The organism is Nodosilinea sp. LEGE 07088 (assembly GCF_015207395.1).
Taxonomy (GTDB): Bacteria; Cyanobacteriota; Cyanobacteriia; order Phormidesmidales; family Phormidesmidaceae; genus Nodosilinea.
This window is the reverse complement of sequence record NZ_JADEWX010000007.1, coordinates 60,616-80,176: the sequence shown is the minus strand read 5'-3', so window position 1 is coordinate 80,176 and position 19,561 is coordinate 60,616. Positions and strand designations below refer to the sequence as shown.

General features: G+C 56.6%; 15 protein-coding genes and 1 pseudogene. 7 read left to right on the top strand and 9 right to left on the bottom strand.

Annotated features, from left to right (window positions below; translation table 11 throughout):
* From IQ254_RS03610 to lhgO, 3 genes and pseudogenes are all read left to right on the top strand, one after another.
* Positions 1-503, top strand: a 503-nt coding sequence (locus IQ254_RS03610; protein ID WP_193964442.1) for a transposase, incomplete at its 5' end; no start/stop codon positions are given.
* Positions 502-819: pseudogene (locus IQ254_RS03605) on the top strand (transposase); the annotation flags it as partial. The gene IQ254_RS03610 and the pseudogene IQ254_RS03605, both read left to right, overlap by 2 nt.
* 248 nt (positions 820-1,067) lie before the next feature.
* Entirely contained in the window at positions 1,068-2,276 is a 1,209-nt protein-coding gene (lhgO, locus tag IQ254_RS03600; protein WP_193964433.1) for an L-2-hydroxyglutarate oxidase, read from the top strand.
* A 557-nt stretch (positions 2,277-2,833) separates the two neighbouring features.
* Here the strand turns inward: lhgO and IQ254_RS03595 are convergent.
* The 4 genes from IQ254_RS03595 to IQ254_RS03580 all read right to left on the bottom strand — a co-directional run bounded on the left by IQ254_RS03595 (position 2,834) and on the right by IQ254_RS03580 (position 7,409).
* Positions 2,834-4,063 carry an amidohydrolase family protein gene (locus tag IQ254_RS03595; RefSeq protein WP_193964431.1) on the bottom strand — a complete coding sequence of 410 codons (1,230 nt, stop codon included), beginning with the start codon at positions 4,061-4,063 and terminating at the stop codon, positions 2,834-2,836.
* Positions 4,064-4,126: 63 nt separating this feature from the next.
* Entirely contained in the window at positions 4,127-5,062 is a 936-nt protein-coding gene (locus tag IQ254_RS03590) for an ABC transporter permease (protein ID WP_193964429.1), read from the bottom strand.
* The gene (locus IQ254_RS03585) at positions 5,059-6,207 is read right to left on the bottom strand and encodes an ABC transporter permease (RefSeq protein ID WP_193964427.1); all 1,149 of its coding nucleotides are present in this window, start codon (positions 6,205-6,207) and stop codon (positions 5,059-5,061) included. Before IQ254_RS03585 ends, IQ254_RS03590 begins: the two co-directional genes overlap by 4 nt.
* A 5-nt stretch (positions 6,208-6,212) precedes the next feature.
* Complete coding sequence (locus IQ254_RS03580) at positions 6,213-7,409, bottom strand: BMP family ABC transporter substrate-binding protein (RefSeq protein WP_193964425.1); 1,197 nt, start codon at positions 7,407-7,409, stop codon at positions 6,213-6,215.
* A 166-nt stretch (positions 7,410-7,575) separates the two neighbouring features.
* Here IQ254_RS03580 and IQ254_RS03575 point away from each other — a divergent pair, with 166 nt between their 5' ends.
* Positions 7,576-11,322 carry a WD40 repeat domain-containing protein gene (locus IQ254_RS03575; protein WP_228040069.1) on the top strand — a complete coding sequence of 1,249 codons (3,747 nt, stop codon included), beginning with the start codon at positions 7,576-7,578 and terminating at the stop codon, positions 11,320-11,322.
* Between the two features lie 33 nt (positions 11,323-11,355).
* Here IQ254_RS03575 and IQ254_RS03570 read toward each other — a convergent pair whose 3' ends face one another.
* Together IQ254_RS03570 and IQ254_RS03565 are read right to left on the bottom strand one after the other, a co-directional pair.
* A complete protein-coding gene (locus tag IQ254_RS03570) occupies positions 11,356-14,442 on the bottom strand; it encodes a trypsin-like peptidase domain-containing protein (RefSeq protein WP_193964423.1) in 3,087 nt (1,028 codons plus the stop codon).
* A gap of 57 nt (positions 14,443-14,499) precedes the next feature.
* Complete coding sequence (locus IQ254_RS03565) at positions 14,500-14,973, bottom strand: hypothetical protein (RefSeq protein WP_193964421.1); 474 nt, start codon at positions 14,971-14,973, stop codon at positions 14,500-14,502.
* Positions 14,974-15,317: 344 nt separating this feature from the next.
* Here IQ254_RS03565 and IQ254_RS03560 point away from each other — a divergent pair, with 344 nt between their 5' ends.
* Together IQ254_RS03560 and IQ254_RS03555 are read left to right on the top strand one after the other, a co-directional pair.
* Positions 15,318-15,590 carry a type II toxin-antitoxin system ParD family antitoxin gene (locus IQ254_RS03560; protein WP_193964419.1) on the top strand — a complete coding sequence of 91 codons (273 nt, stop codon included), beginning with the start codon at positions 15,318-15,320 and terminating at the stop codon, positions 15,588-15,590.
* Entirely contained in the window at positions 15,583-15,900 is a 318-nt protein-coding gene (locus IQ254_RS03555; RefSeq protein ID WP_193964417.1) for a type II toxin-antitoxin system RelE/ParE family toxin, read from the top strand. Before IQ254_RS03560 ends, IQ254_RS03555 begins: the two co-directional genes overlap by 8 nt.
* Before the next feature lie 32 nt (positions 15,901-15,932).
* On the opposite strand, the gene IQ254_RS03550 is transcribed toward IQ254_RS03555, so the two are convergent.
* Entirely contained in the window at positions 15,933-16,394 is a 462-nt protein-coding gene (locus IQ254_RS03550; RefSeq protein WP_193964415.1) for a molybdenum cofactor biosynthesis protein MoaE, read from the bottom strand.
* A 629-nt stretch (positions 16,395-17,023) separates the two neighbouring features.
* Here IQ254_RS03550 and IQ254_RS03545 point away from each other — a divergent pair.
* On the top strand, positions 17,024-17,581 hold the full coding sequence (locus tag IQ254_RS03545) for a YdcF family protein (protein WP_228040081.1): 558 nt from the start codon (positions 17,024-17,026) through the stop codon (positions 17,579-17,581).
* Here IQ254_RS03545 and IQ254_RS03540 read toward each other — a convergent pair.
* Positions 17,578-18,540 carry an RNA polymerase sigma factor, RpoD/SigA family gene (locus IQ254_RS03540; RefSeq protein ID WP_193964411.1) on the bottom strand — a complete coding sequence of 321 codons (963 nt, stop codon included), beginning with the start codon at positions 18,538-18,540 and terminating at the stop codon, positions 17,578-17,580. The genes IQ254_RS03545 and IQ254_RS03540 overlap by 4 nt on opposite strands.
* A gap of 111 nt (positions 18,541-18,651) precedes the next feature.
* The gene (locus IQ254_RS03535; protein ID WP_193964409.1) at positions 18,652-19,467 is read right to left on the bottom strand and encodes an energy transducer TonB; all 816 of its coding nucleotides are present in this window, start codon (positions 19,465-19,467) and stop codon (positions 18,652-18,654) included.
* Positions 19,468-19,561 lie beyond the last annotated feature (94 nt).

Sequence of the window (19,561 nt, the reverse complement as noted above, 5' to 3'; positions counted from 1 at the left end):
AAGGCGATGGCCTCGGCCCCTTTAACTTAGCCGTCTATTGGAAGCGAAAGTACCGCCAAAAGGGACCTAAAGAACCGTGGTATATCCTGACCAATTTGCCCACCTTAGCGCAAGCCTTAGCGGTCTATCGATGTCGATGGGGCATTGAACAGCTGTTCAAAGATTGCAAGACGGGCGGCTATCACTTGGAGGATACCAAGGTGAATGACACTCGGTTTTTAGCCTTAGTCTTGCTCATTACCTTGGCCTACAGTTGGGCCACGATGCACGGACAACAGATGAAACACCTCGGCGTAGATCAGTATGCTGGACGTATCCAAGAGCACTACGATAAGACACCCCGACAGAGTGACTTTAGTCTCGGTCTCTATGGCCAACGGTGGATCTATGCCCTGGAGTTATGGACCGACTGGGCACTCCAACTGATAGCGCTCAAACCCCATAAACATCGCTATTTTCAGCGTGGTCTCTATGCTCTATCCCTGATGCAGCAAGCTCTTTAGGTACGTTGTCACCCGTTAAGAGGAAATGGGAGCGGCCATCGCCAGGCTAAACCTGATTTGGGCGGATGGGGGGTTTGACGGCCCTGCCTTCATGATGTGGGTGATGGATACCTGTCGCTGGATCGTCGAGGTCGTGTTACGCCCCCAGCAGACCAAAGGGTTTGTTGTGCTGAAGAAACGCTGGGTGGTCGAGCGTACCTTCGGATGGCTAATGGGATGCCGACGCTTGGCGCGAGACTACGAACGGTTGCCAGAAACCTCAGAAACCCTCATCTACCTCGCCATGATCCGGATCATGGTCAGGCGGTTGGCATAATTTTTGACCCCGTCAGACTTTTCAAACACCCTCTTAGAGAGTAACCTGTTTGGAAGAGGCACACGAACGTTTTCTGCCAACTACTAAACTAGTACCGAAAGGCAGAAGTAAGAAGGCAGAAGGCAGAACGGGAACCCCAGGCCTCATAAGGGTTTCCGCGTGAGTAAACAGCTGGGTTATTTCCGCCTCAGAGTACTAGTTGGCAGAAAATTTACTATAATTTATCTCGAAATAATCTTGGCAAAATTATGTACGATGTTGCAATTGTTGGTGGGGGTATAGTAGGTCTCTCAACTGCCATGACACTGGGGCGCCAATACTCTAATCTAAAGATTCTAGTATTGGAGAAAGAAAGCCAGTGGGGGCATCATCAGACTGGCCATAATAGCGGTGTAATTCACTCAGGTATATACTATAAGCCGGGCAGCCTAAAAGCTAAGCTATGCCGCGATGGCTGTGCAGGAATGGTTGCATTTTGTGAAGCCAATAACATCGCCTATGACGTCTGTGGAAAGGTGATTGTTGCTACTGAAATAAATGAGCTTCCTTATCTAGAGAAGCTTTATCAGCGCGGTTTAGAAAATGGCCTTGAGGTATGCAAACTCAGCGCAGAAGAAACTCAAGAGATTGAACCTCATGTACGTTGTTTAGCCTCCATTCGAGTGTTTTCGACTGGCATTGCAGATTACAAGCAGGTTTGTCAGGCTTATGTAAAATATGCTAGAGATCAAGGCGCTGACCTAAAGCTAAATACCCGTCTTGAAAATCTGGTAAAAACACCTGATGGTTATACCTTGGAGACGACTGTCAGTACGTTTTCGACCCGGTTTTTGGTGAACTGCGCAGGGCTACAGAGCGACCTAATTGCTAAGCAAGAGGGTGCTAATCCTCAGGCAAAAATTGTACCCTTTCGCGGAGAATATTACGAACTTGTGCCCGAGAAACGAGGCCTAGTCAAGCACTTAATTTACCCCGTTCCTAACCCTAATTTTCCCTTTTTAGGTGTTCATTTTACTCGCATGATTGATGGCAGCGTTCATGCTGGCCCTAACGCTGTCTTGAGCCTCAAGCGAGAGGGGTATAGTAAATTTGATTTTGATTTTAAAGACTTTGCCGATGTTATGACCTACGGTGGCTTCTGGAAGCTGGCCGCTCGCCATGCTGACGAGGGTCTAAAGGAGATAATCCGTTCCTTTAGCAAAGCTGCGTTTGTCCGCAGCTTGCAAAGATTAATTCCTGAAGTTGAATCAGCTGACTTAGTGCCAACCCATGCCGGTGTTCGTGCTCAGGCCCTTGCTCCTGACGGCAAGTTGGTCGATGATTTCCTACTCATTCAACGCGATCGCGCGGTTCATGTGTGCAATGCACCATCACCCGCTGCTACCTCTTCCATCGAAATTGGCAAGGAAATTGTTAGGCAAATTTCTGCTCAGCTTGGGACAGTTCTCAATATCTAGCTAATTCTCTCAAGAATCCTTTGCTGTCTAAGGGATTAGCCACTGCTGTTAGTTAGCTTGTTCACAGACCCCAATACTGACCCAGCCGATCGAGCCGTCTACCCCGATCTCTTTCTTCCAGATGGGAGTAGGGTTGTTTGTTGAGGAAATACACTCTGCATCCAGCGATCGCACAAGTTGGTTGGGGCTACGCTAATGCCATAGCTAATGTTCTTGTCTACTATGATGACTATTGTCTCGCCCTGGTGCTACTTGACCAGCAACGGCCACAGGCTAAAGAATCCCTAGATAGCTTGCTCATCGAAGGACTAGACAGCCTGGATCGAGGAGAAGGCGTCGAAGCCACCGACGACTGCTGGGATCAAGGGCGGCTCGCCCTGATCGAGAGCCCCAGCCCCAGCGCGATGCTTAGGATTGTTGTTTCAGAGCCAGCCCGCCTGGATCTGAGAGAGCACTTCGGATATCTAGCAGAGAGCGACTATGACAAAGCCCTAGACTTCTTTGACGCCGCTTGCCATACCTTTGCCGATCTAGCCTGCACCAAGAAATTCTTCCTTCTATATAGATTTGAGGCTGTGAGTCAGACTTATAGGCCCAATCAACTCACCCTTGCAGACGGTAACTTGGCCGTTTTTAATCACAAATTTTCTAGGCGGTTGAGTCGCTACAGCGGCAGGAACAGAGTCGGCTGCGATCACGATGAAATCAGCAACCGCACCCTGGGTGAAATTCGGAATTGCTCCCTGAATCACCTTGGCACCCCCAGCAGTCACAATTTCAAAGGCCGTCGATAGGTCAGCGTCAGTACGAAAGTCTGACCGGTAGGCAATCAGGGATGCGCGTTCTAGCATGTCGGCCTTGCTGAAAGGACACCAGGCATTGCGGACATCGTCAGAGCCAGAAAAGATCCTGATCCCGGCCTTGCGCAGTAGTGGGATGGGGGGGAACGCTAAATGCCCAGGGGCCGTCGTCATAATGGCAATATCCGCTCGGGCGAGGTACTCGGCGGTGGCTCTGACCAACTCAACGGGCACCATCCCCAGGCAGTAGGCATGACTGACCGCAACATGGCCCTGCATTCCTAAGGCTTCGGTGCGCTGGATCACCTGCTCGAGCTCGAAAATCCCCAACTCGCCTGGATCATGCAGGTGAATGTCAATGTTCACACCGTGCTTTTCGGCCAGCTGAAAAACCGCGTCTAGGTGGCCCTGAATATCGTTATCCATCCCTGCCGGGTCCAGGCCCCCCACCAGGTCGGCTCCCGCGGTGAGCGCCTGATCGAGCAATGCCAGGGTACCTGGGCAGGACATCAACCCGCTTTGGGGAAACGCCACAATCTGGATGTCGATGTAGTCCTGGTACCGATCGCGGACGCGCAGAATCCCTTCCAGGTTGCGTAGCCCGACCTCGGGATGAATATCCACATGGGTGCGCATTTGGGTGGTGCCCTGGGCGATCGCCTGCTCTAAGAGATGAGCGGCCCGCTGCTCAACCGAAACTGTCACGGTCTTGAGCAACTGCTTTTCGATTTCCACCCGCTGTTTGACCGAGTCGCCGGGAATATGGGGGTGCCAGGGTGCGCCCCAAAAGGTTTTATCCAGATGAATATGACCATCCACTAGCCCCGGACAGAGCAGATCGCCCTGCAGGTCAAGCACCGTCTTGGCATTGCCCAGATTCGCCTCCGGGGATGCAATCTGGTGAATCTTACCGGCCCTGACTGCGATCTGGGCCAGGGAACCGTCGGGTAACAGGGCCTGACGAAGGAGTAAATCCAGGGTGTGCATTCGGGTTGCTGCTGAGGGATGGCTGTGACTTTTAGAAATGCTATGGTCTGATCGGCGACATCGTCAGGCATCGGGGCGGGGTTGACCGAGGGAAGCGGGTGCCCCCACCGACGATCGCACGGGCGAGCAGGTGGCCACCATAATGACCAAGGTGAGGAGGTAGGGCATCGCGTTGAAAACGTAGTAGTAGCCTTCGATGCCCACCGACTGCAAAGCGGGGCCTAGACCCTGGGTGCCGCCAAAGAGCAGAGCGGCCCAAAGACACTGGATCGGGTTCCAGCGGGCAAAAATCACCAGAGCGACTGCTAACAGCCCCTGCCCGCTGGAAATGTTTTCATTCCAGCTGCCGGGAAAGTAGAGAGACAGGTAGGCACCCGCGATCCCCGCCATCCCCGCCCCGACCATGATGCAGGCGGTTTGGGTGCGGGCCACGGAAAAGCCCATGGCCTTAGCTGCGGTTGGGCTTTCCCCTACGGCTCTGACGATCAGACCCCATCGGGTGGCCTTAAAGAACCACTGCAATGAGACGGCGATCGCGATACCGATCAGCAGCAGCGGACTCACCCTCAGGGCTGACTGCACCGCGGGTAAATCACTCCAGTCGCCCCAGTGGAGGGCGGGTAGCTGGGGGGCGATCGGCTGAATGTAGGGCTTGCCTAGATAGTTGGCCAGGCCACCGCCAAAGATCATCATGGCGATGCCTACCGAAATATCGTTGACCCGGCGCTGCTGCACCAGCCAGGCGTGGATCGCACCGAGCCCCAGACCCGCTCCCCCGGCGCCAAGCACCCCGACCCACGGAGAGCCGCTGTGAAAGGACAGGGCATAGCCTGTAACCGCTCCGAGCAGCAAACTGCCCTCGAGGCCGAGGTTAATCTTGCCGCTCTTCTCCGTCAGACATTCTCCCAGGCTGACGAACAAAAACGGCACGCTGCCGCGCAATAGACCACCTAAAATTGCTAGGGGAATCCCCCACCAGCCAAGGCTGTCAGGTGTCATCGGTGCAAGTCTCCAGAGGGTGAGGGGGGAGTTACGGTCGCTGAGGCTAAGACGGGCGGGTGGACAGCGGGCGAGGGGTCATCGCTGGGACGCGGCTCGCGAAACCAGGGAATTTGGCCGTACAGAGACTCGCTGTAGAGGATGACAAGGAAAATCAAGCCCTGGAGGACCATGACGGTGGCATCGGGCATCTCGAGGGCCCGCTGCAAGAGGCTGCCGCTGGCTAAAATACCCCCGAGCAAAATGGCGACCAGGATGACTGTGAGCGAATTTTGCTTGGCGACAAAGGCCACCAGAATGCTGCTGTAGCCGTAGTTGGCATGCAGCGCACCATTGGCCCGACCGTGGACGGCGGCCACTTCCACCATGCCCGCCAGGCCCGCGCAGGAGCCCGCCAGAAAACAAATAGCGAGGGTCAGTTTACCCGTCGCCAGCCCGACCATGCGAGCGGCGCGACGGTTGCCGCCGACGGTGCGCACCGCGAAGCCAAAGGTCGTGCGCTGGATCAGCAGGTGGGCGATCGCACAGGCCGCCAGGCCATATAGCAGGCCATAGTGCACCCGTGACGGGGGCAGATTGCCGAGTCTGAGAGCATCGGGAATCAGAAAAGTAGAGGGCTGGTTGAGAGAACTGGGATCGCGCCAGGGACCTTCCACCATGTGGCTCAAAAACGCGATCGCCAGGTAGTTCATCAACAAGCTGCTGATGGTTTCATTGACGCCGCGAAAGTGCCGCAAAGCGCCGATGACCATGATCCATAGCCCACCCGCTATCACTCCCGCCAGCGCCATGGCCAGCAGCCCCAGGGACGTCGGTGCTGCGGCCAGCTGAATACCCGTGATAGCGGCTAATAGCCCGCCTAACACCAGGGCGCCTTCGTTACCGATCACAATCAGGCCCAGACGGGCGGGTAGGACGGTGCAGAGGGCGCTCAGCATCAGGGGCGCAGCCCGCAGCAGGGTGTTTTGCCAGGCAAACCGGGAGCCAAAGGCGGCTTGATAAATGGCGCCATAGACGGACAGAGGATTGTAGCCCTCTAGCGCGCATAGACCGCCGAACAGCAGCAGGGCCACCAGCAGCGCTCCCACCGGAATGCACAGGCTCTCTAAGCGCGATCGCCAGCGCAGGTGACTTGACCGGAGCATCCTCATCAGCTGGTAATTGTGCCATTCACGCCCTCGACCAGCCAGTCCATTTTCTCCAGTTCGGGGTTGCCGGGCTTGTATTCGGTGCCTGCCGGAATCACCGTGGCCCCGGTGTTGTCTTTAATTTCGCCTTTGTAAACCACCAACGAGCCATCCATTAGGCCCGCTTTGGCCTGCTCGGCCTCAGCTTTAGCCGCTTCGCTTACGGGCTCCCCGTAGGGAGACAGTTTGACAAAGTTATCGCTTAAGCCGCCCAGATATAAATGGGGAATCCCGCCGTTCATCAGGGTTTTGCCCTCCTGAATCATGGTGGCGTAGCTGGTATAAACGCCGGTCCAATCCCACTCGGCTCCGGTTAGATAGCCCTTTGGCGCCACGGCGGACTGATTGACGCCGTTGCCGCTGCAATAAATCCCCCGTTTTTCAGCAGTTTCCATCACCACCTTGGCGTTATCGACGTTGCAGGTGATCACATCAATGCCCTGATCGGCCATGCTGTTCACCGCCTCCGCCTCTTTAACTGGGTCGCTCCAGGCGCCGGTAACGATCAGCTGGGTGGTGGCCGCTGGATTCACCGATCGCGCCCCCAGCATCCAGCTATTTAGAGTGCGCACAATCCGCGGAATCGGCTTCGCCATCACAAAGCCCATCTGCCCCGTCTTGGAGGCGTGGGCGGCGACAATGCCCGCCACGTAGTAGGCCTCATCGATGAAGCCAAAATAGCTGCCGACGTTGTTGGGGTGCTTGCCCTCCTCGAACAACGTGCCGCAGTGCAGGAACTGCACCTCGGGAAATTCCTTCGCCAGCTCCAAAATGTAGGGGTCAAAGTAGCCAAAGGAGGTGGGGAAGAGCACCGTGGCCCCATCCTGCACGATCATGCTGCGCATGGTCTCGGCGGCAGCGGTGGTTTCCGGCACATTCGCTTCTTCAACGACTTTGATACCCGGCAGCTTCATGATGCCAGCGGCCCCTTCCGCATGGGCCTGGTTCCAGCCGTAGTCGTCTTTGGGGCCGACGTAGAGCATCCCGATCACCAGCGGCGCATCGGAGGATGCTGCCGAAGAATCAGTCGCTTCAGCCTCTGAGGTTGGTTTACTGGAGCAGCCGGTCCACAGCTGAGAGGTGGCTCCGAAGGCGCTAGCGGCCAGCAAACCGCGAATCATGTGGCGACGAGACAGGGGCAAGCGAGGATGAGAAGACATGGCTCAAGCGTCCTGAGTGCAGACAACGGTGAAATCGTGACTGCAATTATCTGGGGGGAGCCTAAGGCTGTCGATACCGGAGGTTCCAGGACTTTGCCGTGAACTTTTGTCTCAAAGTTCCAGGTTTGTTCCAGGTGGTCGGCGCGGCGGAGAGGCCCACAGTAGGATGCAGGCTACCGTGTTCCTGTGCCCGCAGATGCTCAGCCGCGATCGCGATCCTCATGTCCGCTCTGACTCAGACGTGCTCGCCTTTGCCGAGGCCCTGGTCAGCGCTGCCACGGGCAGCCGCTTGAGCGCTCCAGAACGGGCTCTATTGCAAGTGGCCGGCTCAGGAGAGCGCCAAAACTATGACCAAATTGCGACGGCCTGCGGCTACTCAGCCCACTACTTGCGAAAACACGTGGGGCCGCAGCTGTGGCAGACCCTGTCAAAGGCATTAGGGGAAAAGGTCACGAAGCTAAACGCCCTCGCTGTTTTGGAGCGTCATTTAGCGGGCACTGGGGCACCGGCCACGGGCTCAAGCAGTGACACTCTGCTGGCCCTAGAAGATACGACGTCCCCCAGCTCTCCCTCAACGGTCTCCCCGACCCTGCGAAACGTCTACCAGGACTGGGGCGAAGCCCGGGATGTCGATAGTTTCTACGGTCGTCAGTCAGAACTGTCGACCCTGTGGCAGTGGATCGTCACCGACCGCTGTCGGCTCGTCGGCATCTTTGGGGTGGGCGGCATTGGCAAGACCCATTTCTCGGTGAAGCTGGCCCGTCAGCTGGCCGAGGCCGTCACCGGGCACGCCAGCGTTCCCCTGCCGCTGTTTGATGTGGTGATCTGGCGATCGCTGCGCAATGGGCCTCCCCTGGCGGACCTGTTAGCCAGCCTGTTGCAGACCTTTACCCGGATCAGCTGGCCCCACCGAGACATCGCCATCGATGATCAGCTGGAACAGGTGATGACGCTGCTCACCACCCACCGCTGCCTGCTGGTTTTAGATAATACAGAGACCCTGCTGCAGGAGGGAGAATGGGCCGGACAGTATCGCCCGGGCTATGAGAACTACGGGCAGTTCTTTAAGCGCATGGGTGAAACGGGCCATCAAAGCTGTCTGGTGCTCAACGGTCGCGAAAAACCCCGCGAGTTCACGGTGCTAGAAGGGGCGGAAATGCCGGTGCGATCGCTCTATCTCAAAGGCCTTTCGGCTCAGACCGGCCATCAACTGCTCCTCGCCAAAGGGGTCACCGCCCCGTTCTCCACCGACCTGGCCGAACTGATCCAGCGCTACGGGGGCAATCCCCTGGCCCTCAAGATGGTTTCGACGACGGTGCAAGACCTCTTCGATGGGGATATTGCCGCCTTTCTGCAGCAAAACATTATGGTGGTCGAAGCCATCGATGAGCTGCTAGAGCAGCACTTCGATCGCCTCACCGCCCTGGAGCAGGCGATTCTTTACTGGCTGGCCATCGCCCGTGAACCGATATCCCTCCGGGACCTGTGCCAAGACCTGGTGGATGCCCCGAGTCAGCGCACCATTTTGACCGCGCTGAACTCCTTGGGGCAGCGATCGCTGATTGAGCGTCATCAGGGACAGTTCAGCATTCAGCCGGTGATTATGGAGTACCTGACCGAGCGATTGGTCAACCAGGCCTGCCGAGAGGTGGTGCAGACCCAGGAACCCCAGCTCCTCACCACCCATGCGCTGATCAAGGCCCAGGCGAAAGACTATGTGCGCGAGGGCCAGATTCGTCTCATTCTCCGGCCCATGCTCCACCAGTTGCGGGCTGAGTTTAAGACAGCATCGCTGGTTGCAAACCATTTAATGGCGATGCTGCGCTGGCAGCAGGCGCACCTGCCCCTTGCCCCCGGCTATTTAGCTGGCAATATTCTCAATCTGTTGATTCAGATGGGGGTGGATGTCAGCGGCTATGACTTTTCTGCCTTAACCATTTGGCAGGCCTATTTAGAAGGCGCCAACCTCAGAGGGGTGAATTTTTCCCGGGCCGATCTCGCTCGCTCCGTGCTGCCGGAGACCTTTGCCAGCACCCTCTCAGTGGCGTTTAGCCCCGATGGTCACCACTTTGCCACGGCCACCACAGATAACGATATCTGTCTCTGGCAAACCGCCGACGGCACCAAAACGATGATCTACCAGGGGCACACGGGCTGGGTGCATGCGGTCAGCTTTAGCCCCGATGGAACAATGCTGGCCAGCGGCAGCGAAGACCACACGATTCGGCTCTGGCAGGTGCACACCGGGCAGTGTTTGGCGACCCTGAGGGGGCATCACAACTGGGTGTGGTCGGTGGCCTTTAGTGCCGATGGCCGCTACCTGGCGAGCAGCAGCAACGACCACACCATCCGCCTATGGGAAGTGGCTACGGGCACCTGTCTGCAAGTCTTGGCCGGTCATCAAAACTGGGTGTGGTCGGTGGCCTTTAGCCCCGATACCCGCTGGCTCGTCAGCGGCAGTAACGACCAAACCCTCAAGCTCTGGGAGCTGCCGTCGGGCACCATCCACCAGACTCTGTTGGGCCACACCGACTGGGTCCAGTCGGTGGCCTTTGCCCCCGATGGTCAGCAAGTTGCCAGCGGTAGCCGCGATCGCACCATCAAACTGTGGGAGGTGGCCACCGGCTCCTGCCTGATGACCCTCGCAGGGCACAGCAACTGGGTGCAATCCGTGGCCTTTAGCCCCGACGGTCAGCTCTTGGCCAGCGCTAGCAACGATCAAACGGTCAAGCTCTGGCAGATCAGCACCGGCGATTGCCTGCAAACCCTACAGTGCTCGATTCAAGATATTTGGTCCGTGGCCTTCAGCCCCGATGGCCGCCAGTTGATTTTGGGGGGTAGCGACCAAACCGTGCAGCTCTGGGACGTGCAAACCGGGCAGTGCACGAAGCGACTGCGGGGCTACGTCAACGGCATTCTCTCCCTGGCCTTTAGCGCCGATGGTCAAACCCTGGTGACCGGAGGCTGCGATCGCAGCCTCCGTCTCTGGAACCTGGCCGCTGACCAACCGACCCGAGTGCTCACCGGTCACACCAGCTGGGTGCGATCGGTGGCCTGCAGCCCCACCCAAAACCTCCTGGCCAGCGGCAGCAGCGACCACCAGATCCGCCTGTGGGATGGGGCTTCGGGGCAATGCCTGAGAACGCTGCAGGGGCATATCAGCTGGGTGCGATCGGTGGCCTTTAGCCCGGATGGGTTGACGCTGGCGAGCGGCAGCACTGACCACACGGTGCGGCTCTGGTCGGTGCAAACGGGCGAATGTCTATACCAGCTCCGAGCCCACACCCACTGGGTGCGGTGCGTGGCGTTTTCGCCAAACGCAGTCAGGCCACTTCTTGCCAGTAGCGGCGATGATCAGACGATTTGCATCTGGGACGGCACCACGGGGGAATGCCTGCGGGTGCTCACCGGCCACACCAGCGGTATCTGGTCGGTCGCCTTCAGTCCAGACGGTCAGCTGCTCGTCAGTGGTGGCGATGATCAGGTCGTTAAAGTCTGGCAGGTGGCGACGGGCCAGTGTTTGTACACCTTGAGCGGCCATACCCACTGGATTCAGTCCGTGGCGTTTAGTCCAGATGGTCAGTGGATCGCCAGCGGCAGCAACGACCAAACCATTCGCCTCTGGGAGGTCAGCACCGGGAACTGCCGACATACTCTGCAAAGCCATCGCCACCGCATCTGGAGCGTGGCGTTTAGCCCCCTGACATCACCATCCCGGCCATCTTCGCTGGTTAGCGCTAGCGAAGATGGCACCATCTGCGTCTGGGATATCGCGACGGGGCAGTGTCAACAAGTGCTGAGCGTGCCTCGCCTGTGTGAAGGGATGAATATCGGCGGTGCCCAAGGGTTAACTCCTGCTCAAACGTTCACGCTAGAGCTACTGGGGGCTGTTCATAGGGTACAGAGCAAATAATTCTGAAGTTGTCTTATTCGTCGTAGAGGCTTACTAAGCCCCTGCAACCGCCGTCAACTCCGTCAGCACCTCGGCGGCATCGTGCTGGCCCCAGTAGTAGCCCATGGCCTGACTCATGCGCTGCGCCCGCTCTGCCTCCCGTTGGGCGGCACCAGAGTTGCCCTGTGCCCGGTGCATCCAGGCCAGGGCCACCCGGATATCGGCCTCATGAATGCGATAGCCCCCCTCAACGGCATAGTTCAAAGCCTCCTCCAGGTCGCTGGCCGCTGCGGCCCCCTCTCCCCGTTGCGCCGCCCACCGCCCCCGGGCCAGCAGGGCTTCGATCAGGACGTTCTTTTTTGAGATGCTGCGGGCAAGGCGCAGGGCTTCGTTGTAGTGCTCCTGGGCAGCCTGCGGGTTGTGGGCGGCATCCAGATCGCCCAGCAGGCGGTGGCAAAGGCTGAGGATAAACTGCCAGCGATTTTGTTCACAGATGACCTGGTTTGCCTCGGTGATGCGGCGGGCGTAGTCGGTGTCTCTCCGGCGGTACAGGTGCTCGGCGTGTTGGATGCCCGGCACACTGTAGAGGTATTGCTGCTGCTCAAGTTGCTCGGCTTGCTGAAAGGCAGTCTGGGCAGCGTCGAGGTTGCCTTTCAGATGGGCTGCCCACCCCTGGTATGCCAGAGAATTGCTCTCTTTCTGCTTTTTCTGCTGCTCATCATCGACACGATGGGCATAGGTGAGGGCAGACTCGGCGGCAGTAGCACTTGCGGAAAGATCGCCGAGATAGGCATAAAGTTCTGCCAGGTTTTGGTAAGCAGCACTAGCATTTCTCCAATCTTCTGCAGAAACGACACCCGCGGCTGATCGCTCGTAAAACGGGGGGGCTTCTATCAGTCGTCCCATGTTCATCAAGCTGAGCCCGATTTCGTTGAGAATGAATCTTTGTTTGTCCGGACTGCTCACCTGAGGGGTTTGGTTGGTGTTGCCCACCGGGAAAAAGTCTTGCAGCAGATTCAGATCGGTGCCGTAAGCTCCGAGTTGGTAAATGAGGACAGCGCGATTGCCCTGATAAATCTGCTCCCAAGCAATTTCATCAAACGCCTGATCATAATCTCCTGCCTGACAGCGATGATGTACTGCTTCCATCAGGGGGGTGAGGTCAGCCAGGGTCGGGAATTCTGGGGTGTCTCCGGCGGTGGTGAGGTAAAAGTCGGCGATCTGGCGATGCAGGGCTACGGCTCGATCTGAATGCTGGTTCAGCCGTTGCAGATAGTGGTCGCGGATCAGGGGGTGGGTGGTGTAGGTGGCGGTATCCGGGTTGTAGCGCAGGATGCGGTATTTGACGAGGCGAGCCACAATGTTTATGGCGGTTGCTTCGTCTGCTGCCAAATCAGGGAGGAGTAGCGTTAACGCCTCTTGCGGAACGGGCAACCGAGAAGCACTGAACCCTTCCAGGAATTCACGATCTACTGGGGTCAACGCCTCGTCATAGCGGCGCAGCACCCGGCTCACCCGGTCATACTTGGCCTCCGTTGCGGTGGGGGCCAAATCCGCTGGTAATTGCTGAATATCCCCGTTGCAGTGATCGACCAGGTAAGAACCGAGCAAACTCAACACCAGGGCATAGCCGCCCCACTGCCGCACCACCTGCTGTAGTTCAGGTTCGCTCCCGCTTACGCCCAGTTTTTGCAACAGTTCCACCCCTTCGTTTGCGCTGAGATGTTCCACTTCTCGGTAGGTGTAGGTGCGGTAGTCGATCAGGTCGAGCAGGGGGGCGCGAGTGGTAATCAGGCAAAAGGAGCCACGGGTGGCTTCGGCAAAGTTGCGCAGCCAGTTCTTTAAATCGACGCTGGTAAACAGGCCATAGTCATCCCCTTGGGGGTGTTGCAACACTTCCAACCCATCCAGCACCAGCAGGTAGCGATGGCGGCTGCGATGCAGGGTGGCTTTCAGGTAGGCAACTTTGGCGCTGCTGGAAGGGTACTGGCTCAGGTCAAGGGTGGGTTCTAGATAGCGCAGCAGCGCCTCAAAAAACTGCTCTACATCCAGGTTTTCGTAAAAGCCCCACCAAAACACGCCATCGGGTTGGGGTGAGCCCGACTGCATCACCCGATCGACCCAGTGCTGGGCGAGGGAGCTTTTGCCTTCACCGCCAAAGCCGATGAGCCCAGTAATGCAGCGATCGCCACTTTCCCAGTCCTGATCTAAATTTTCCAGCAATTCCCCACGCCCCACCCATTCATCGAGCGGTTTGGGTGCGCGCTTTAGATCAAAGGGATTGGGTGGCAGAGTGGCAGAAAGTGCCACAGGTTTGACTCCTGGGGAAGCAGCGGGGATAGCCTGCGATCGGGTGCTTGAAGTTGGGCGATCGGGCTGGGCTAAGGATACCTCTAATGATGTCTCACTCAAATCAGGCAACATCTGTACCACGGCATAATCCACCGCAAAACTGGTATCTCGGTCGGCTCCAGTGCGAATATCCGATGTCTCGGCAATGATGCCAACGACGCGATCGCGCACCACATCCAGTACTGCCGCTCCACTCATACCGCTGTCGACTGTGGACGATAGCAACTGCACCGGATCTTTCAACAGGATTCTATCTGCTGGAGGCTCAACCGTGCCAAAGATTTCTCCACCGGCCTGAAGTCCCTGGTAATTGCCCAACCGTCGATAGCCGAAACTCCGAAACAGACGGTTGTCAGGCACGTTGACCGAATCATCAACGCTATCTACAAGGGCAACTTCAACTCCCTCTGGCAAGTCACGTTCAAGTTTGAGTAACACCACATCATCAGAGTAGTCCTCAAAACATCCCACCACAATGGCCGTTTGCTCTCGCTGGTCTTTCTGTTTCGCTTGGGCGAAATACACCGGGATAGCTGCCCGGCGATCGGTTTGCAACGGGTCACTTGAGGGAAAGAAACTACTGCGAATTAACTCCCAATGACCAGGAATTTCTCCGAAACGTGGATTTACCCCTGCTGTCACTACCACATGGGTACAGGTGACAATTAGCCCCTCCTCCGAGACCACAAACCCCGTACCCACAATCGCCTGGGTTTTAATATGTCGAATCTGAACGGTAAAACTCCGCAGATTCTGAATCTTTCTGGAAGGCGTAGAAGACTCTGCCATCTTTCAGGATTTTGAGGAATGTTACAAACTCACACAACGGATGAGGCCAATCACCGCTTAAGTACGAGAGCCTTTGTAGAAAAACGGGACGAAGAAAGTCCATCCCAGCATAATCAATCCTGCCAATATGGGCTCGTAGAGATTGAGCAGGGCAAACACATCCCCCATGGAGTAAATCCATACCAGGAAAGAGACACAGGCAATTAACACGGCCCCCATTTGTGGAGATTGCGGCGGGGGTTGCGGCTGACCTTCTGGTTTATCTGGGTTCGGATCCGCCGTCCCAAATATTCTGACGATGAACACGCCGACCAAGCAAACGACCGTCCAACCGCCCCAATAGGCGATTGATGCCTGGGAGACCGCTCCACCAGCGATCATGCCCTTGCCTACCAGGTACAGGCTGATTACCTCTGCGGGAATCAGCTTTAGCAACCGTTCCAGATAGCTTTTAACTTCCTTCGCTGTTTTCTCGGCGTTGGTGTCAACCGACTTTACTGCCGGGCGGGTGATTCTGAACGGTGCAGACATATCTGATAGTTCAAAGCTTCTTTGCTTTATTCAACCGCATCAGAGGAAATTCCGCGGAATCACCCCAAAAGTTTTAGACTTCTCCCGTAATTGGGAGACAGCCTAGAATAAAGACGGGTTATGGCGAATGTTACTAAAATAAGGCTGGTGGGCAGTGCCCACCCTACTACTTCTACGGTCTATTCAACTCGCCATATTCTCTCACCCGCGTTTTTTGCTACCTCTGCTATAGCTCCTCAGCCTGGCAAATCTAGCGAAAGGCATAAAATAAAAGCAGCCTCCTGTCGATCGCTCTGAGAGGCTCTGACTTTAGACAGCCCTTAGCCGCTTTAGGAACCCCTGCCGTGGGTCACATCACCATTTCTTTGCCCGACAACCTCAAAGCCTATGTGGACGAGCAAATCGCCCAAAGCGGCTACGCCTCCGCCGATGACTATTTCCTGGCTCTGGTGCTGCTCGACCAGCAACGGCGACAGGCTAAAGAATCTCTAGATAGTTTGCTCATCGAAGGGCTAGACAGCCTAGACCGAGGCGAAGGCAGCGAAGCCACCGACGACTGGTGGGAGCAAGAGCGGCTAGCCCTAATCGAGAGCCACCAGAGCCAGCGCGATGCTTAGGATTGTTGTTTCAGAGCCAGCCCGACTGGATCTGAGAGAGCACTTCGGGTATCTAGCAGAGAGCGACTATGACAAAGCCCTAGACTTCTTTGACGCCGCTCGCCAAACCTTTGCAGATCTAGCCCGTATGCCGGTTATGGGGAGTGCTTACCCCAGCAGCCAAGAACGGCTGAAAGGCCTACGAAAGTGGCATATCAAAGGCTTTAAACGATATTTAGTTTTTTACCGTCATCAACCCGACAGCATAGAAATTGTTAGAGTCCTCTACGGGGCTCAAGATATTCGAGCTCTTCTCGACCGAGACACCTAGGTGCACTGCTATCTGCTGCCCTAGATGGAGCGCTACTCCTCTTCACAAGCCCCAATGCTGACCCAGCTGGTGGATCCGTCCTGCCAGTGTTCTTTCTTCCAGATTGGGGCATTGTGCTTGAGGATATCGATCGCATATTGACAGGCCGCAAATGCTTCGGCCCGGTGAGGGCAGCCCACCGCCACCAGCACGCTGATCTCCCCCACCACTAGCTTGCCGGTGCGGTGGTGAATCACAACCCGGGTGGCCTCGGGCCAAGTCTCTCGAATTTGGCCAGCGATCTGACGAAACACCTCTAAGGCCATGGGTTCGTAGGCCTGGTACTCTAGCGCTACTACAGGTTTACCTTCGCTGTTATCGCGCACCATGCCGCTCATGGCCACGATCGCCCCATTGGCCGGGCTGTCGGCCTGGGCATAGACTTCATCTAGGGAAAGGGGCGCAAAGGTAATGCGCAGACTGTCGGGACTGACCGAAGTTGTGCTGAGCTGCATAAAGAATGAGTGGGATATTGCCAGATAGTCTTTAGTTTAAGGACTCTTCGTTTACTGTTATAGTGCTGGCCAACTCGCTTGGAGCAGGACTAACAGCAGATAGCCGAGGCTAGTACCGAAAGGCAGACGTAAGAAGGCCGAAGGCAGAACGGGAACCCCAGGTCTCATAAGGGTTTCCGCGTGAGTAAACAGCTGGGTTATTTCCGCCTCAGAGTACTAGAACGGCGAACTGGCAAGTAGCCAGTACCTACAGGTTACCGATGTCAATGTCCTGATCGTTGTGGCGACGGCTAGACGACGGCTATGGGAACGGTTTCTCCATCGGAATGAGCTGGATAGCCCTCAGGCTAAACCCCAGGTCTCAGCCAAGCTCGGCTTCAATATGTCAGGCTTGATTTTGTCAGCTTTGATAAAGATGTGACATGGTTGAACTATCTAGTTGTCCAGTCGATACTGCCAGCCAATGGGTTGATTTTAGCTGGCGTATCTATGGCCTCCTGTCACAACGGCGCTGGGTGATCCCGATGCTGGTTGGCCTGATCGCTGTGCCATGGTTGTTAAAGTCCTGGCGTTGGCGCATACAAGCCAGGTTGATAGGACTATCGCTAATGCTGGTGTATGGGTTGGCAATGTCCCCGCTGGGAGGGAAGATTGGTGCGGCGGGGCTAGCGCTGCTGGTTCCTGCCGACAACGGACAACCTGCCGATGCCATTGTAGTGCTGGGGCGGGGAGAACGCTTTCGCGCCAGTCGGGTACAAACGGTGACCGATTTATGGAGAGAGCAGCGGGCACCGTTAATTTTTGCTAGCGGTCGCGGTGATGCGATTGAAATTGGCCAAATGCTAGAGGCCAACGGGCTGCCTCCTGAATCCATTGAGGGGGAACCCTGTTCGACAACAACCAATGAAAATGCTCTGTTCACAGCGGCGTTACTCAAGCCTCGCGGCGCTAAACGATTGGTTTTAGTGACTGATTTTCCCCACATGGCGCGATCGCTGTTGACGTTTCGCAGCCTGGGGTTTGAGGTCATTCCCCACACCAGTCCAATACCCGCAGACTATGGCCCGAAGGGAGAGCGGCTTTTGGTCATGCGGGAGTGGATTGGTTTAATTAGCTATGGGCTGATGGGGCGCTACTTTGCTCGCACTGCTGAAATTCACCCCGTTGATGTCACCTCTGTCTACTAGCTGGCCAGGTAAGCTCTCAGATCTTGCCGGGCATAGTGCAGCTTTTTGATCGCATCGCGCTCGATCTGGCGCACCCGCTCACGGCTGACGTTGAGCTGCTGGCCCACCTTAGAAAGCGACAATCCTTCACCAGAGCCGAGGCCAAAGCGCAAGACTAAAACCTCGCGCTGCTGGGGGGTGAGGCGATCGAGTACTTTAAAAATATCTTGCTTCAGACTGGACTGGGCGGCATATTCCTCAGGCGATTGCCCCTGTTCGTCTTCCAGCATATCGGCTAGCTCGGTATCGCCCTTTTCCCCCACCAGGGCATTGAGCGACATGGGCTGCCGCGACTGCGCTAAAAACTTACGCACCTGGGCTAGGGGCATGTCTAAATGGTTAGCCACTTCTTCGAGGGTGGCGGTGCGACCGAGGTCTTGAGCCAGCTGACGCTGGGCTCGCTTAATTTTGGTCAGCTTTTCAAAGATGTGAATGGGCAGGCGAATAGACCGCCCTTTTTCTGCGATCGCGCGGGTTACCGCCTGACGAATCCACCAGTAGGCGTAGGTCGAGAATCGATATCCCTTGGTGGGGTCAAATTTTTCAACCCCTCGCTGGAGGCCCAGCGTTCCTTCCTGCACCAGATCCATCAGATCGAGGTTGCGCTTGGTGTATTTCTTTGCGATCGATACCACTAGACGCAGGTTGGCTTCTACCATGCGGTAGCGTGCTGCCTCGCCATCAGCTATCTGCTGGTTCAACTCTGTCGCAGAGAGCTTCGCTTCAGTCGCCCATTCTGCTAGCGTGGGCTCACGCCCCAATGCCTTGGTCAAGCTGTCGGCTTGCTGAGTAAGCTGCATGAATCGTTGCACCTGCTTACCCAGAGAAATTTCCTCCTCGCGGCTGAGGCGAGAAATACGGCCAATTTCCTTCAAATAAGCCTGAACAGAATTGCTGGATGCAGAGGTCGATTGAGCCATAGGGTAGCGATTGATGGGTGAGTTCAACTACCTGTCACTATGACAAGCCTGGTCTTAGTTAACCTCTACCCAGAGAGGGGAAAGCCAAAATTTATTGAGGCTGCATGGCGTTTAAGAGGCGCAGCCCTCGACATCGTACTGTACCTGAATGGGCAGCCAATATCCCCTCGGGTTAGGCAGGGGATTGCCCGCAGGCTGGGCAGGAAAATTGCGCTGCAACACCAGCTCTAGGGCCTTGTCATCAAGAACGGTATAACCCGTGCTATCGAGCAGTACCGGCTCCTTTAAGGGCCGGCCAGCGGTATCGACCACCACCCCGATTACCCCTTCGGCGGGGTTTGGTGTCAGGCAGGCCGTTAGGGGATACGTCACCTGGATCGGGGCCAGTTTTTCGCCCGGTATTGGCAGCCGGTTGTCGTCGGTAATGCCCTGTCCCTCGGCTTCGAGCCAGCTAGATACCACCGACGTGTAAAAGGTGGTGGTGTCAGAAATTGATGACTTGGCCTGTTGGTTATAGGCATAGGCGCCTGGATCACGCAGGCGATCGTCCAGGGTTTGGGGAGGGGGCTCAGGGGGCAAGGGCTCTAGCTCAGCAGGCGTTGGGTTCGGTGCTGGCTCAACCGGTTCGGGCGCCACAGGCGGCGGGGCCGTAGCAGCCCTAGGCGGCACAGGTTCTGATTTAGGGGGTGGAGCAACGTCAATCGGGGGCGCAGGGGTCGGTTCCGGGGCGATCGCTAAACGCACCACGTCAATAGCGGCATTGGGGTCAACCGGGTCGGTGGTTATAGATGGAGGGGTAGGGTCAGACTGAGGTAGCGGAAACCCCAACAGCACGCCGTGCAGCCCAAGCGAAGCCAACACCAGCAGGCCGCCTCCCGACCAACGCAGCGAGCGACTCTTGTTGTTAAGTTGTCTGGGAAATGCCATTATCTTGTCCGTATATCCCAAACCGATATAGCCCAATCCGGCAAATGTCATCGTCGGCTGCCCCTAAGGTGGCACAGTTTTGGGCCTGTGTTAC

What these genes read in the sequence shown, in the direction of transcription:
- lhgO (WP_193964433.1), top strand. Translation starts at nt 1,068, where the DNA reads ATGTACGATGTTGCAATTGTTGGTGGGGGTATAGTAGGTCTCTCAACT.
- IQ254_RS03595 (WP_193964431.1), bottom strand. Translation starts at nt 4,063, where the DNA reads ATGCACACCCTGGATTTACTCCTTCGTCAGGCCCTGTTACCCGACGGT.
- IQ254_RS03590 (WP_193964429.1), bottom strand. Translation starts at nt 5,062, where the DNA reads ATGACACCTGACAGCCTTGGCTGGTGGGGGATTCCCCTAGCAATTTTA.
- IQ254_RS03585 (WP_193964427.1), bottom strand. Translation starts at nt 6,207, where the DNA reads ATGCTCCGGTCAAGTCACCTGCGCTGGCGATCGCGCTTAGAGAGCCTG.
- IQ254_RS03580 (WP_193964425.1), bottom strand. Translation starts at nt 7,409, where the DNA reads ATGTCTTCTCATCCTCGCTTGCCCCTGTCTCGTCGCCACATGATTCGC.
- IQ254_RS03575 (WP_228040069.1), top strand. Translation starts at nt 7,576, where the DNA reads ATGCAGGCTACCGTGTTCCTGTGCCCGCAGATGCTCAGCCGCGATCGC.
- IQ254_RS03570 (WP_193964423.1), bottom strand. Translation starts at nt 14,442, where the DNA reads ATGGCAGAGTCTTCTACGCCTTCCAGAAAGATTCAGAATCTGCGGAGT.
- IQ254_RS03565 (WP_193964421.1), bottom strand. Translation starts at nt 14,973, where the DNA reads ATGTCTGCACCGTTCAGAATCACCCGCCCGGCAGTAAAGTCGGTTGAC.
- IQ254_RS03555 (WP_193964417.1), top strand. Translation starts at nt 15,583, where the DNA reads ATGCTTAGGATTGTTGTTTCAGAGCCAGCCCGACTGGATCTGAGAGAG.
- IQ254_RS03550 (WP_193964415.1), bottom strand. Translation starts at nt 16,394, where the DNA reads ATGCAGCTCAGCACAACTTCGGTCAGTCCCGACAGTCTGCGCATTACC.
- IQ254_RS03545 (WP_228040081.1), top strand. Translation starts at nt 17,024, where the DNA reads ATGTCCCCGCTGGGAGGGAAGATTGGTGCGGCGGGGCTAGCGCTGCTG.
- IQ254_RS03540 (WP_193964411.1), bottom strand. Translation starts at nt 18,540, where the DNA reads ATGGCTCAATCGACCTCTGCATCCAGCAATTCTGTTCAGGCTTATTTG.
- IQ254_RS03535 (WP_193964409.1), bottom strand. Translation starts at nt 19,467, where the DNA reads ATGGCATTTCCCAGACAACTTAACAACAAGAGTCGCTCGCTGCGTTGG.